At 51.5% G+C, this 13,294-nt stretch carries 13 protein-coding genes; 7 read left to right on the top strand and 6 right to left on the bottom strand.

All coding sequences use genetic code 11. The annotated features are described in order from the left end of the window. Positions 1-105 precede the first annotated feature (105 nt). Entirely contained in the window at positions 106-612 is a 507-nt protein-coding gene (locus tag NGAR_RS10900; protein ID WP_015019790.1) for a hypothetical protein, read from the top strand. On the opposite strand, the gene NGAR_RS10895 is transcribed toward NGAR_RS10900, so the two are convergent. Then, complete coding sequence (locus tag NGAR_RS10895; RefSeq protein ID WP_148681330.1) at positions 594-1,955, bottom strand: glycosyltransferase; 1,362 nt, start codon at positions 1,953-1,955, stop codon at positions 594-596. The two genes, NGAR_RS10900 and NGAR_RS10895, sit on opposite strands and share 19 nt — an antisense overlap. A gap of 198 nt (positions 1,956-2,153) precedes the next feature. Here NGAR_RS10895 and NGAR_RS10890 point away from each other — a divergent pair, with 198 nt between their 5' ends. Further along, positions 2,154-3,104, top strand: coding sequence for a transcription initiation factor IIB (locus tag NGAR_RS10890; RefSeq protein ID WP_148681329.1), 951 nt, complete (start codon positions 2,154-2,156; stop codon positions 3,102-3,104). Here the strand turns inward: NGAR_RS10890 and NGAR_RS10885 are convergent. Then, entirely contained in the window at positions 3,082-4,017 is a 936-nt protein-coding gene (locus tag NGAR_RS10885; RefSeq protein ID WP_228369158.1) for a metallophosphoesterase family protein, read from the bottom strand. The genes NGAR_RS10890 and NGAR_RS10885 overlap by 23 nt on opposite strands. Positions 4,018-4,127: 110 nt before the next feature. Between NGAR_RS10885 and NGAR_RS10880 the strand changes: the two genes are divergently transcribed. Beyond that, positions 4,128-5,171: an ATP-grasp domain-containing protein gene (locus NGAR_RS10880; protein ID WP_015019786.1), complete on the top strand. Its 1,044-nt coding sequence runs from the start codon at positions 4,128-4,130 to the stop codon at positions 5,169-5,171. Positions 5,172-5,182: 11 nt separating this feature from the next. Here the strand turns inward: NGAR_RS10880 and NGAR_RS10875 are convergent, their stop codons facing one another. From NGAR_RS10875 to NGAR_RS10860, 4 genes are read right to left on the bottom strand one after another with little or no spacing between them, the layout of a single operon-like run. Continuing rightward, a complete protein-coding gene (locus NGAR_RS10875; RefSeq protein ID WP_015019785.1) occupies positions 5,183-6,838 on the bottom strand; it encodes a hypothetical protein in 1,656 nt (551 codons plus the stop codon). A gap of 3 nt (positions 6,839-6,841) precedes the next feature. Further along, positions 6,842-7,816 (bottom strand): NAD-dependent epimerase/dehydratase family protein, encoded by a 975-nt coding sequence (locus NGAR_RS10870; protein ID WP_015019784.1) that lies wholly within the window; start codon positions 7,814-7,816, stop codon positions 6,842-6,844. Further along, complete coding sequence (gene pelF / locus NGAR_RS10865; protein ID WP_015019783.1) at positions 7,813-9,312, bottom strand: GT4 family glycosyltransferase PelF; 1,500 nt, start codon at positions 9,310-9,312, stop codon at positions 7,813-7,815. Before pelF ends, NGAR_RS10870 begins: the two co-directional genes overlap by 4 nt. Then, positions 9,290-9,937, bottom strand: coding sequence for a hypothetical protein (locus tag NGAR_RS10860; RefSeq protein WP_015019782.1), 648 nt, complete (start codon positions 9,935-9,937; stop codon positions 9,290-9,292). The genes pelF and NGAR_RS10860 overlap by 23 nt, the downstream gene beginning before the upstream one ends. Positions 9,938-10,085: 148 nt before the next feature. Between NGAR_RS10860 and NGAR_RS10855 the strand changes: the two genes are divergently transcribed. The 4 genes from NGAR_RS10855 (at position 10,086) to NGAR_RS10840 (ending at position 13,281) form a co-directional block, all read left to right on the top strand. Beyond that, on the top strand, positions 10,086-10,787 hold the full coding sequence (locus NGAR_RS10855; RefSeq protein WP_015019781.1) for a PIG-L deacetylase family protein: 702 nt from the start codon (positions 10,086-10,088) through the stop codon (positions 10,785-10,787). Positions 10,788-10,808: 21 nt separating this feature from the next. Beyond that, entirely contained in the window at positions 10,809-12,464 is a 1,656-nt protein-coding gene (locus NGAR_RS10850) for a hypothetical protein (RefSeq protein ID WP_015019780.1), read from the top strand. Positions 12,465-12,542: 78 nt separating this feature from the next. After that, positions 12,543-12,845 (top strand): winged helix-turn-helix domain-containing protein, encoded by a 303-nt coding sequence (locus tag NGAR_RS10845; RefSeq protein WP_015019779.1) that lies wholly within the window; start codon positions 12,543-12,545, stop codon positions 12,843-12,845. Between the two features lie 139 nt (positions 12,846-12,984). Continuing rightward, on the top strand, positions 12,985-13,281 hold the full coding sequence (locus tag NGAR_RS10840) for a winged helix-turn-helix domain-containing protein (protein ID WP_015019778.1): 297 nt from the start codon (positions 12,985-12,987) through the stop codon (positions 13,279-13,281). Positions 13,282-13,294: the final 13 nt, after the last annotated feature.

Raw genomic sequence — 13,294 nt, 5'->3', positions numbered from 1 at the left:
ATAGAAGTAAATCAGGAAGAGACATTCCTGAAAATAGGGCAAAATTGATAAACATAATTCATGCTATTCTGACTGAATGTTCTATAACATTCAAAGTGAAGATTGATGCGGCGCGGCGTCTGGGGGTTGATTCTTTCTGCACTGGCGTTTTCGGTTTCATACGCGTTTGTGGAATATTATATCATCAGGGACACGACGTTTGGCTACAATCCCGTGTTGTTTTCGCTCCTTTACCCCTACCACTTTGCAATGGCCGCGGTATTTGTGATAGCAGCCTATGGCCTGCTTTGCGCGCACGTCAGCGTAAAGGGCATTGTCCCAAGCCTTGTCATTGCAGGCGCGCTATTTTCATCCATGCTGGCAATCGAGGATTTTGTGTGGTTTGTACTGCGCGCAGCTGCGCCGGTCCACGGAGATGCCAACGCCGGCAAGCTAGTCGTGGCCGGCGAATGGACGACCCAGTTCATGGGGTCAGTCGATGCCCACTTTACCGCGATACCAAACTGGTACTTTTTGAGCATCGGGTTCTCGGCGGCCGCGCTGGGGACAACGCGCAGGAGGCAACGGCAGCAGCTGACCGCAGCCGCAAGCGATCACTTGCTCACGACGTAAAAGTCGTAGACGGGCATCTTTTCTGCAGTCCGCTTCTTCTTGACGAGATATTCTATTGTGGCCCAGAACGCCGGGAACGTCTCTACCAGTCCGATAAGAGGGCATAGCAGCAATGCCTGCATATGGAACAGCAGCCTCTTTACCCAACCTATCTTTGAATATCGTAGATTCAAAAAAAGCCCCGTCTGGTATGAAGCAAGCCAGACCAGCGAAGTAAAGAGCATGATCGGGGCAACTGATAGCTCGACAGGGCTTGTGCTTGCGATCGATTGCGCTATTGTGTCAAACGAGATGGTCGATAGCTTGGTCTGCCACGCAGCGATATTGTAGTTCAGATAGTAGGAAGGCGAAAGGAGCATTGGCAGCAGGTAGTTGTTCACCGAGAAGGCGGCAGATGCGGCTGCAGAAGCGAACCCCAGAAAGTAGGTTATCGACTTGAACATCAGCTTGTACCTGTGCCAGCGGGGAAACTTTTGCAGATTCTGCATCGTACCAAGGACCCACCTGCGCCTCTGGAAAAAGTGGTCCTTAAGGTTGAGCGGTGGTTGTTCCAAGAGTATGCCGCCGTGCCATCCCATCGACCCGTGGCCGTATTTTTCATAGACTTTGAAGCCGAACATCTGGTCTTCTGCAAGGGTCGGCCCAAAGTTCCATTCGATGTCGTCTTCGATATCCGACCGGATAAGCAGGTTGCTCCCGTGCATGTGGAGTGGGGGCGGGTGCGTCATCTGCGAGACGCAGTCGTAGCAGGCAAATGGCCTTATCGACTCGGCTATTGCTGTCAACCGGTTTGCAGACTCGAACTTGAGTGGGTAAAATATCGGGCCCTCCGACGCGACCCCCTTGCCCTCCCTTATGAACTTGAGCAGCGCAAGAATCGTCTGAGGGGTCACATAGCTTTCGTCGTCCATGTGGAATATCCAGTGCTTGCTTGTGTTTGTGCCTGCCCGCCGGCGGTGCTCTACAGCGTACTGCAATGCCCTCCCTTTCTTTATCGCGTTTGTGCGAAAGTCTTTGTTAACTACTACCACTTCGCACCTTTCGCTGGCCAGAGTCCGGATATCGTCAGGATCGTCCGTCACTATGGAGATCTGGTAGTTGTAAAAGTTCACCTTGTGCGCGGAACTTCTTATCGACAATATTCCGCGCCTTACCACCGGCGTCCTGGTTGCCGAGCGCGTCGTAATCTGGAATATTATCGCAGGGTCATTGTGTATTCGGCGCAAGTCCTGCTCTACGAACACTTTTCTGTTTTTGAAGATCCTCCACACAGAGAGGATGGCAATCGGGACATATGAAAGCCAAAAGAACGTGGCAACAGCTATCAACAGGTTTTCAAGCACGAAATTGTATGATTTTTATTGTTTAATAACCGGCGCATTCTAGAACCACTCTACATCATTTTTTGTTATAGAGTGCAGGGATAGAAGAATTGCCCTTAGAACTCGAACTGAAACCCGCCCCAGCGTGCCTTTTTCTTGTAGAATTCTATTGCGATTCGGAATTTTCTGATTTCTAGAAAAATTAGAGATAATAAAAGAGTGAGCGTCGTAGTTGCGATGGAATCAGCTGAACAACAAATACATTCTAACGATAATAATCTAACGTATTGCAAGCAATGTGAGAGTGAGACAGTGATATTTGACATGGTCTCTAGCGAATTTGTTTGCAGCTCGTGTGGCTGCGTTGCAGACGACAGGATTTTGCACGCAGACAGCACGGCCGGCACCACAAATCCTTCAGAGTACAGCGACAGGACGAGGACCGGCATGCCAGAATCGCTTGTGATACACCACAAGGGGCTCTCGACGTTAATAGGGCTTGACGACACTGATGCAAGGGGCAAGATGCTCGAGCCGGCGCAAAAGATGAAGATGCAGAGGCTGCGCACCTGGAACAACAGGTCGCAGCTCAACGACTCGATCTCTAGGAACTTGGAAAAGGCGCTCAAGTTCCTGAACAACTTTGGCGACAAGCTGTATCTTAGCCAGGCGGTGATGGAAAGTGCAGCCTACATTTACAGAAAGGCCGCGCTAAAAAAGCTGGCAAAAGGCAGGTCGACGCTCGGTCTTGTCGGGGCGTCGCTCTATGCTGCATGCAGGGAAACTGCCACTCCAAAGACTGTAGCGGATGTTGCAGCCGTCTGCAACCTATCAAGCAAGGACGTGATGGCGCACTACAAGCTCATCCTGAGGGAGCTGTCACTGCAGATGCCTGTCTTGCACGGCCCTGACTATGTGACACTGATAGCCAACAGGCTTGACCTGAGCGAGCGGACAAAGCGCGAGGCATTGCGTATCTATGCGATGGTGCAGCAGAACCGAATCTCGCTTGGCAAGAACCCGAGAGCGCTCGCAGGCGCGGTCATTTACCTTGCGTCGCAGAACTGCAATGAGTTCCTGCGCCAGGTAGAGATATGCCAAGTGGCTGACATATCCACAGTATCGCTTCGAAAAAGGTGTAAAGAGATCAAAGCAACTCTGGAAATCTGACATAGCGCGACAGATCTCTTGCGTCATTAATATCATCAAGCTGGCCTGCAGTCAAGGCCAGGTACGCGGCCTTGAACTTTGGGTACGCCTCCTTGCATGAAAAGAGCGTCATGACAGCGCCGTCGTGATCCAGTCTGAACCCTTGGCAGGGCTCGTGCCCTCTCACTATCACCTTTGCGCCTGACCTCTGAAGCCACATGCGCGATACGCCGCTTCCAAAGTGCCTTCCAAGCCCCCTCCTTGACATTTCCCATCCCGGCTCGATGTCGATCTGCCGCGGGTCGTTCCAAAGCAGCTCTTCAAGCACCCTGCTTCTGATATGATTCTCCTGTGCAGTGGCTAGCGATTCCATTGTCGCATTTTCAGTCGGAAGCCCTCCGTGGACCAGCAGCAGCTTTTGCCTGACCACCGTAGCAAGCGTGAGCAACTTGAACATTGACAGCAGTCTCTGGTAGACTTCTTTGCTGCAGCTTCCAAAGCGCTCCTCGATTTCATAAGGCAGGTTGTGAGATGAAAACGGGAACTCGGCCGGTGCTTCGTGGTTCCCCCGCATGAGCACTACCGAGTCGGGATACGTGCTTTTGAGGTGGCATACTGCGTACATCACCCCCATAGAATCGCTTCCCCTGTCGACATAGTCGCCAAGGAACACAAGCTTGTTCATTGGGTCAGACAGGAACTGTTCATAGTTCAATTCTGAAAGGATCCGGAAGAGCGACTTTGAATCGCCATGCAGGTCGCTAACAACTGCAAGTTTCTCCAGCTTTTGTATTTCCACTAGCCCGCCATTGACCTTGCCGCCTGCTATGCTTTTCTTTTGTCTTTCTGCCTGCAGCGCGCCTAATGCCAGCCCAATTTGCTTGAGAAAATCAGGTGCATTAGCCTTTGCAGCAGACCGCTCCAGTTGCAACAACAGGAATACTGATCTGGCGTGGCGGTTAAAATGTATTGCATGTAGGATGCTTCTAGAAAATATAATGTATAGCTGTCAAGGCAGATAAACCAGCAATCCCATGGTTTCAGATGAATGCAAGGGTGCTAGTGACTGCCGCTGGCAGTATTGTAGCCCAAGGCATAATAAAGTCGCTTAAGCTTGCAAGCAAAAAGGGAGACATCAGGTATACAATAATTGCGGCCGACATGAGCCCGCTTGCAGCGGGCCTTTATCGCTGCGACAGCGGCATTCTAGTTCCCCCGGTGTCATCGCCGGACTATATTGACAGCGTTGCAAAGGTATGCAGCGACAACGACGTGCAGGCGGTTTTCTGCGGATCTGACGATGAGCTGCTGGCTCTGGCAGGCGCAAAAGAGGCGATAGAGAAGACAGGAGCAAAACTTTTGACGGGGCCGCTTGAGGCGCTCGCTATCGCAAGGGACAAGTGGGCAACTTATGAATTTTGCAGGGCAAACGGCCTTGCGTGCGCGCCCTCGTCGCTCCCAGAAGAGCGTGACGCGTTCGTCAGAGAGTTTGGATTCCCGGTTGTCGTCAAGCCGAGAGAGGGATATGGCTCGCTCCATTTCTATATTGCAAAGAGCAAGCAAGAGATGGACAGCTCCATTTTGGCTATTGAAAGGGCCGGTTGGAGACCTCTTGTTCAAAAGTACCTGGCTGGCGATGAATTCACTACAGGGGTCACGATCGACAGGAACTCCACATATGCCATGTCATCAATATCGATTCGCAAGATGATCAAGCATGGTCAGACCTACAAAGCCTTTATAGACCATTACCACAGTGTGTGCAGGTCCGCAGAAGACGTTGCGCTAAAGCTCGGCGCTTCCGGCCCGATCAATGTGCAGGCAAAGCTTGAAGGCGAGGCGCCGGTGGTGTTTGAAATAAACCCGCGCTTTTCAGCCACATGCCCCATGCGCGCGGCCGCCGGCGTCAACGAACCGGACATCGTATTCCGCAACACCGTGTTGGGCCAAGAAGTCAAGATCAACAGCTATGAGCGGCTCGTATGCATGAGGTACTGGAACGAGGTGTATGTGCCGTACTTGGTGTACGAAAAAGCATTGCATGGCAGAAGAGTAGAAAAAGGCTCGTTTGTGCCAGACTATTTCTAGAAATATAGCGATCAGATGTAGCGCGCAAAAAGTAAGCTGGCTGCCTTTCTGATCGCCACTCTCATTGCAACAGTCGATGCCATGCCAGCAAACACTGTGGCGGCCAAGTACGCGATCACTATATTTTCAAAGCCACCATACTGCGCAAGGAACGTGCCCCCCACAATGACGATAAACGCTGCTGCAAGCGACACTTGCGCCAGTGCCTTTACCTTGCCAAGGAATATCATAAAGACTCCATTTGCAGCGAATACTGAAAGAAAGACTGCGCCAGCCGAAGCAAAGGTCAGTATGCGCATGCTGACTTCAGAGCCCCCAAGGTATCCAATTATTATCGCAGGAGCCACCAAATTCAGTATCAGCGCGCCGGCAACAGACACCGCGATTGACGCAGCCATCAGCTTGTGGTAGCTGTATTGCAGGAACCAATCGATCTTTTTGTTCTCCGATACCTTTAGCACTATTGCGCGGTTGTGCACGAGCGCATAGATAGGCGACGTTATGACATACTGCATTATTGCGACTGGAAGTATCACGAGAAGCGCGAGGTCTGCCCCGATGTGGTAGATAGAGTTGAAGGACAGCGGCAGAATTGTCCCGTTTGCGGCGGTGACTGATACAGGGTTGAAGAACCACGATATTGCTCTGTCGGCAAAAAGCAAGATAAAGTAGAATGTGCCATACATGAAATACGGCAGGCACTCCCACAGCTGCACTCCAAAGCGCGATGTAATGGTATTGTCGTTGACTGTCAGCGGGCTGTAAAAATGTGGAGCATTTTTGGCAACTATCGAAGTCGAGCTCTTGCCCATTATCTTGTAATGGTGGTACATCGCAAAGCTAGAGAGCACTGCAAACGCGCTGCCAAGGGCGGCAAAGTAGCGCACGGTGACGTCAGGGATGGCGTCCGGCGCAAGAAAGAACACGCCGGCAAGGACACCAAGCGCGATCGCATAGGAGATCCCGATATGCGTCAGTTTTTTGAGCGCATACATTATGACATAGCTTATCCTGTGGAGCGAAATCGTTACCGTGCTGACGGCCGCTATCATGGCAAGTTCAAGCGGGATGTTTGCAAGCTCTGATACACCATACAGCAGGGCAACGGTGCCAGATAGTATCACGCCGGCAAGGACATAGCTCCTCTCGATGCTTCGCTTTATTTCTCCAATGTTAGTCTGAGAATAGTAGAACGAGAACAACCGGTTATAGTTCTGCAGCAGCCCTTCGGTCACCACCAGCCCCAGAAACACGCCGGCCAAGAACGCGGTCGTCACGCTGGCTGGAAGGTCCCACGCCATCCAGAGCGACACGCCTGTCAAGAACAGGAGCACGAGCGAGCCCAGCCACGGGAATATCATGCTAAGGCTTTCCGCAAGGCGCTTCTTTGTGCTTGGTACCTCCATTGCAAAGGAGTTGGACGTGTGAGACTTGTCGTCATCATCATAGGCATCGACAAAGTTGTAGACATACTTTGCAAGCTCGTAGAGGTTTTCAAAGCCATTCCTCTTTGCAGTCCTGTCGTCGTAGCCGAGTACTTCGAGGAATACCAGGACATCGGCCATGTTGTTGACGCTCTGCTGGATCTCGGCTATGGACCTTGCAGTCTTGTTTGCAAACACCCTTGCTTCTCTTGAAATTTCTTTATTTTCTTGAACCGATTCCATCTACTAGGTCGCCTCACCGGCATGTTGTATTTTCGGCACCTGTATCTTGCTTATTGACTCGATCACACCTTTCAGCCCCTGCTGTATTTGGATCTTTGGGTCGTAGCCCAGCACCGCCCGTATCTTGTCAATCGATGCAAGGCCAAGCTTCATGTCGCCTGGCCTCGGCGGGGCAAACTGGTGCTCGATGTCCGTGGCGCCCATCAGTTTCTTTATGATTTTGACCATCTCCAATATGTTAGTGGCCCTGCCCGATGCGACGTTAAACATCTCTCCGACTGCAGCCGCAGAATCCATTGCCAGCATGTTTGCCTGCACGATGTCGCTGACATGTACAAAGTCCCTCACCTGCAGGCCGTCCCCGAATATGACTGGCCGCTCGCCTTCGAGCAGCTTGTTTATGAAAATCGTGATGACGCCGCTGTAGTCGCTGTAGATCTGGCGCGGGCCGTAGACGTTAAAGTAGCGCAGCATCACAGTTTCAAGGCCATATGTCCGCCTGTACGCGTGTAAATAGTCTTCAATCGCCAGCTTGCCGGCGCCATATGGCGAGTTTGGCCTGCATGCCATGTCCTCAGTCGCCTTGCTTTCCAATATTCCATAAACCGCCGCCGAAGAGGCAAAGATGAAGCGCTTGACCCCGCTCTTGACGCAATAGTTCAGCAGGTGTAGAGTCATGTTTACATTTACGTCATGTACCAGCAGAGGATGGCTTACCGATTTGGGGACGCTGGCTATGGCCGCTTCATGGAAGACGACGTCGATATTCGTATCCTGTAGGAGCGCTTCCGCTTCTCTGACGTCCCCGGCCATAAAGTGGAGCAGGCTATTGCCGCGATGCTGCACGAGGTTGTTGAGCGTGCCAGTGCTCAGGTTGTCGATGACGTAGGTCTCGATGCCCCTTGCTATCAGCTCGTCCACGATGTGGCTTCCTATAAAGCCGGCCCCTCCTGTGACAAGTGCCTTTGCGATCCTCACTGGGCTGCTGCCACCTCCTCCTTTGCCACCGGCGCGCGGCTTTGCTGCGCCTCCGTCAAGCGCTTGTACTGCTCTCGGTACTGGCCAAGCGACTGCTCTATCGTAAAGCCCTTCCGGGCCCGCTCAAGAGCGGCCGCCCCAAGCCTTGACCTCAGGTTCTCGTCCTGCAGGAGTTGGACTATTGCGTTTGCAAGCTCTTGCGGGTGGCTACTTCTGACCAAGAGGCCGCAGCCTTCAAGGGCTTCCCTTATGCCGCCAACGTCCGTGGCGACTATGCCCTTGCCGCACGCCATTGCTTCAATTACGGCAAACGGAAAGCCCTCTGTGATGCTGCTTACCACAATCACGTCGGCCGCATTGTAGGCTATCTCTGGGTCCTTGACCTTGCCCATAAACCGGATGTTCCCCTGCAGGCCGAGGGCAGACACCATGTTGACGCACCTGAGCGAGTACTCTAGATCCGTTGACGCGCCGTAGATCAGGCACTGGATGTCAGGCACCCGGTCCTTGACGTACCGTATCGACTGGATGAGGTTCACAATGTCTTTGAAGACGTCGACCCTGCCAATGCAGGCAACTGTAGGCCGCGTGTCCTCTCTTTTCAAGTCCAGTGGACGGAACTTGGTCGCATCCACGCCGTTGTATATCACCTTGATCTTGGACGGCTCGGCCCCCAGACTCTCCTCCCACTTTGCGTTTGCATAGCAGACTGGTGCGATCACGTCTGCCATAGAATACACCGTCCGAACGACGTTTGCGGAAAAGAGCTTCCAGAAAATGTTGGACGGCTCGTCGCGCAGAAACGCGTTATAGTAGAGCAGGAGCTCCCGGAACGCCACGCCATGCTCGGTGATTATGATCGGGCAGTCGTGCTCTATCTTGGCTGAGACTGCTATCATTGCTGGGAACCATGCTAGGGAACAGTGCACGAGGTCGACCCGGGGGACTTCAAGAGACAGTATCTGCATGTTGCGCTGTACAATCTGGAATGCAGTCAGCGCTTCTCTCATGGTCATCTCGCGGTAGAGCGGGTCGCATTCTAGCTGGTCAAGAAAGGTTTCCCAGGCAAGCGTATGCTCTAGACACTTTTTAGAGTCGTAGACCGAAAGGAACCTGTGGAGTCGGTAGACAATCTGGGAAAGCTCTGCAGGGTCGCAGTTGTTTGAGAAGATGCTTGCAAGGAACTTCCTGTAGAGCGGCATGAACTCTTCCACTATGATGTGATCTTTGGTGCGCGCTATCTTGTCGAGTAGTGGCCTATTTTTATCGGTGTAGAATTCCTCGTACCTATTGGAGCCAAAGAGAGGCAAGTCTATTACCTGCTTTACATGCGGAGGAACGGTGAACTTGCCGTTGACGTTTGGGTTTGAAAGCAGGTTTATGACCGTAAACTCGTAATCTGTCATGCTTTCAACAAGGGTCTTTTCCCACGAGTAGACCCCGCCGGACATGACATTTGGGTAGCTGTCCCAGTTAACTAGCAATACTTTTTTCATCCAACCTGCTGCCTCCGTTGTTCACGCCTATCGATCTCATGACATAGCTTGGGTCAAACGAGTCGTCGGTCCTTGCCGTGCCAGACCTTCTTGCCCTCACGAAGTTTTCAATTTCGCCAGCCAGCTCTTCTGGAATGCTTGCTTCCTTCTTCCTTGGATCAGGCTTGATCGATTCCACCCTGCGCGATTCCAGATCCTCTGCAACCTGCCCTGCTCTTGAAAACGGGCTTGTTCTGGCAGCAAGCATGACATACCTTTCGCGCACGGTGTCTGCTGCACTGTCATCACCTGCAAGCGCATAATTTTCAAAAGCCTCCTGCAGCGACCAGAGGGCCTCCCTTATCGACTCGGACATTGCAATTTCTGAATTTTCGACATAAAGGCGGCCAGCCTCTGAATACAGCATGCGCGCCGGCGACCACGCGCCCATCCTTGCTAGGCAGTTGGCCGCGCACGAACAGCTTAGCGCTGCCCTGACAAGCGAGTGCTGCCTTATGCATTCCAGAGCGTCCTTCATGTAATATGAAATGGCGCTCTGAAAGCTCCCTTCATCTTCTGCCTTGACCGCATTGAACCACAGATTAGACTCGTCTGTAAGTCTCTGTAACCAAGTTTTTACCTGCATATTCCACTCAAGCCTTTTACGCCCAATTTTTAACTCAAGAGCAATTTTCTCTACTTAGAATCGTTCAAGCTACGCTTCTAGAAACAAACTGAATCGAATAGAAGAAGGTTAGTTCATCGATAAATAAGCACGATAGAGAGTTGCACTCGTGAACATTCTAGCTATAGGCGCGCATCCTGACGACATAGAGTTGGGCTGCGGAGGACTTTTGATAAAGGCCGCAAGGCAAGGGCACAGCGTTTTCATGTACACCCTGACACGTGGGGCGGCTTCAGGCGATCCAGAGCAGAGGACAAAGGAGCTTATGCAGTCTGCAAAGTTCATCGGGGCAAAAGCGCTGTGGATTGACAACTTTGAAGACACAAGGCTCAACGTCAGTAGCACGGACCTCATAAACCACATCGAGTTCTTTATCAACAAAGCTGATCCTGATCTCATAATCACCCATTCGCTTGGCGATGTTCACCACGACCACCGTGCTGTCGCGTCATCCACAATTGAGGCAGGAAGGTTCATCCCAAACATCATGTCTTATGAAATACCACTCACCAAGGATTTCAAGCCGCAAGTGTATTACGACATTTCCGATGTCGTTGACGAAAAGGTGGAGCTTATCAAGATATTCTGGTCGCAGCAGAGCAAGCTGTACCTGAAAGCAAACGCGATCAAGGGCCTTGCAGAATACCGCGCACTGCAAAGCAGGCTCAACACATCGATAAACTATGTCGAAGCGTTTGAAGTGCTAAAGATATGCTTTGGCAAAGAGTTCAAGCTCTGGAAGGTTCCAAATGACCGCATACCCAAGATCGCCGGGGCGACCAGGCCCAAGGAGATAATCGAGCTAATCTAGGAGAGCAGGCAGAGAAAGAAAATGTCGCCGCTAGCAGTAGTCGACCAAGCACCACTGCAAGTAAGAGCACTGTTTGCTAGATTCAATCAAGTAAATGATCCAGCTGTTTCTGAGTTTACAGGGTCAATACCGGAAAAGTTTGCCGATGCAGTAAATCGCGTAGCATCGCAAAAGATCCAGACAGGAGACTTTGTCCTGCGCAACCGCGCGGTGCTCAAGTCGTTTATCAAGAAATTCCATTCTGAGGCCGGCACGCTCACAGAGCATGTCAGAAGTAGCATCGAGCTTTTGGATGACCCCGCGGCAAGGATAGTCGTTTCTACGCACCAGCCAAACCTCTTTGCATACGGCAGGGTCTTTAAGAAAATAGTCCTGCTTGAAACTTTAAAGGATGCCATTGAAGAGCTTGACAGAGGCGGTAGCAGCAGGATAGTCAACCTCTTTCTCGTGGTGGACCATGACTTTGTTGACGAGTCTTGGGTAAGGCTTGCGCAGCTGCCCAGCATGCAGCATTCCTCTGGCGTGATGGAGCTACGGCTGCCCGTCAGCGAATCAAAGCGCTGGCAGATGGTCTGCAACATGCCGGTACCAAGCGAATTGGTTGTGCATAACTGGAAGCGTCAGGTCAAATCATGGATCAAGAGCACTGCAGGCGCAGACATGAGGAGTGTGTTTATCGACAATTTAGAGCAGTTCTGGCAGCATGTCGAAGCTTCGTACGAAAGGGCCAAATCGCACGCGGATCTGAACTCGTTTCTCATGTCAAGGGTCGTCAATGGAGCATGGAACTACAGCACGCTATTTGTCAGGCTATCAGAAATATCCTCAGTGTTTGAGGACGGCTTTGCGTTCTTGATTTCGAATTCGGCCAGGTACTCTGACGCGCTAAGGCGCGCAGAGAACATGTTTATGAGCTGCGGGATCGACACAGGCGTCAGCCCTTCTTCGTACCTGCACGCGCCCGTCTGGGTTCACTGCAGATGTGGAAGCAAGGCGTCTGTAAAAATAGTGAGCAAGAACGGCGACCTTGTGCTGGCTGGCCCGTGCATATCGTGCAAGAAAGAGCTGGAGCTGAACCTCGGCCGCCAGAATAACCTCGACCTTGGTGGCTGCAACAACATCCATGACCTGTCGCCTCGCGCGATCCCAATCCCGCTGCTGCTTGCAAGGGACCTTGGAATCTCTTGCTATGCGTCAGGGACGGGAGGCATAGGCTACCTTGTCGATGGAAGCATAGTCAGCGGAAAGCTTGGGATTAGGCTGCCACTCACCCTCATCTGGTCTTCAAGAGACATCTATGAGGGCATAGGTCAGCGGAAAGCCGCGGCGGCGATGCCCTCGGAGAACAATATCGAGCTCTACCTGCAGTTGCTTGAAAAGCAGAACGCAGAATATGAAAAAAGGATGAGGCCGCTCCTCTCAATGAGGGCTGAAAAGATAAGGGCCGGCGAGCCTATCGACGAGCTTTTGTCGCAGCTGTTCGAACTTAAGGAAGGGCAGCGAAGGATCCGGCAGCAGATAAGCCTGGCAAAAAAGATAAGGAACATAGTCAGCCTTTCTCCTTGCTTTATCGATTATGCCGTCAACTTTGGTATGGCAAGGACGGAGCAGGCTTGGAGGAACCACCTTGTCAAAGACGGTCGACTCGCCTTGCCGGTAGTGTTTCAGCCAACTTAGAAATCTCTTCTATGCCCTTGTTGGGTTAGAAAGTACGTTTAGCATTAAATCCAATACGAATAGAGTTTCTGTAGTAGATTGCCTTTAAACGCAGCAGGCTGGAGTAACAGGGGATGGCTAGAGATAATAGAGTTCATCCTGCTCATGTGCGAAAATGGAGCAAGGAAGACTCATGTCATGTATCGCTGTAACCTGAACTCCAAGCAGATAAACCAGTACCTGGAGTTCCTGTTAGATAGTGGGATGCTTGAAATGATACAGGAGCGCCCAAGCTCCAAGCGCTATATATACAAGACGACCGATCTTGGCAAGAAATTCATCGCGCACTACAAGCAGTTGGCTTCGCTTTTCACAAAAGCCCCACCGCCCTCGCTTACATGAAAATTCATGCCATCAGGCGAGCAGGTTTTGCAGTATCACAGCAAAAAAACGTTGACAAAGAAGATTGTTACAGAGACATGGTGTCGTATTTTATATGAAATATCTGATATATGATGTATGTTGTATCTCTGGCGGCCGAATGAAGAACCGTAGCCGATACGAAGTAATTGCAGCTATACTAAAGTCAGTAAACAAGGAGGAGACTCGCACCAAGATAATGTACAAGGCAATGTTGAGCAACGACCAGTGCAAGTTGTACCTGGACTCGCTGATCAAAAGCGGCCTTGTGCACGAAGTGAACAACGGCGACAAGACGCTTTACAAGATAACGCCCAAGGGCAGCAGGTTCCTGTCATACTATGATCAGATGAAAGAGCTTTTGCCTGTAGGCATTGAAGAAAATCTGGCTGACGAGTACTACCACCTGAGCACGTGACTGATATAACACT

Source organism: Candidatus Nitrososphaera gargensis Ga9.2 (assembly GCF_000303155.1).
Lineage (GTDB): Archaea > Thermoproteota > Nitrososphaeria > Nitrososphaerales > Nitrososphaeraceae > Nitrososphaera > Nitrososphaera gargensis.
The sequence above is the reverse complement of the archived record's forward strand: the minus strand, read 5'-3'. Positions and strand labels throughout refer to the sequence as shown.

Excerpts from the sequence above, each read along its gene's own strand:
- NGAR_RS10900 (WP_015019790.1), top strand. The coding sequence starts at position 106 with ATGCGGCGCGGCGTCTGGGGGTTGATTCTTTCTGCACTGGCGTTTTCG.
- NGAR_RS10880 (WP_015019786.1), top strand. The coding sequence starts at position 4,128 with ATGAATGCAAGGGTGCTAGTGACTGCCGCTGGCAGTATTGTAGCCCAA.
- NGAR_RS10875 (WP_015019785.1), bottom strand. The coding sequence starts at position 6,838 with ATGGAATCGGTTCAAGAAAATAAAGAAATTTCAAGAGAAGCAAGGGTG.
- pelF (WP_015019783.1), bottom strand. The coding sequence starts at position 9,312 with ATGAAAAAAGTATTGCTAGTTAACTGGGACAGCTACCCAAATGTCATG.
- NGAR_RS10860 (WP_015019782.1), bottom strand. The coding sequence starts at position 9,937 with ATGCAGGTAAAAACTTGGTTACAGAGACTTACAGACGAGTCTAATCTG.
- NGAR_RS10850 (WP_015019780.1), top strand. The coding sequence starts at position 10,809 with ATGTCGCCGCTAGCAGTAGTCGACCAAGCACCACTGCAAGTAAGAGCA.
- NGAR_RS10840 (WP_015019778.1), top strand. The coding sequence starts at position 12,985 with ATGAAGAACCGTAGCCGATACGAAGTAATTGCAGCTATACTAAAGTCA.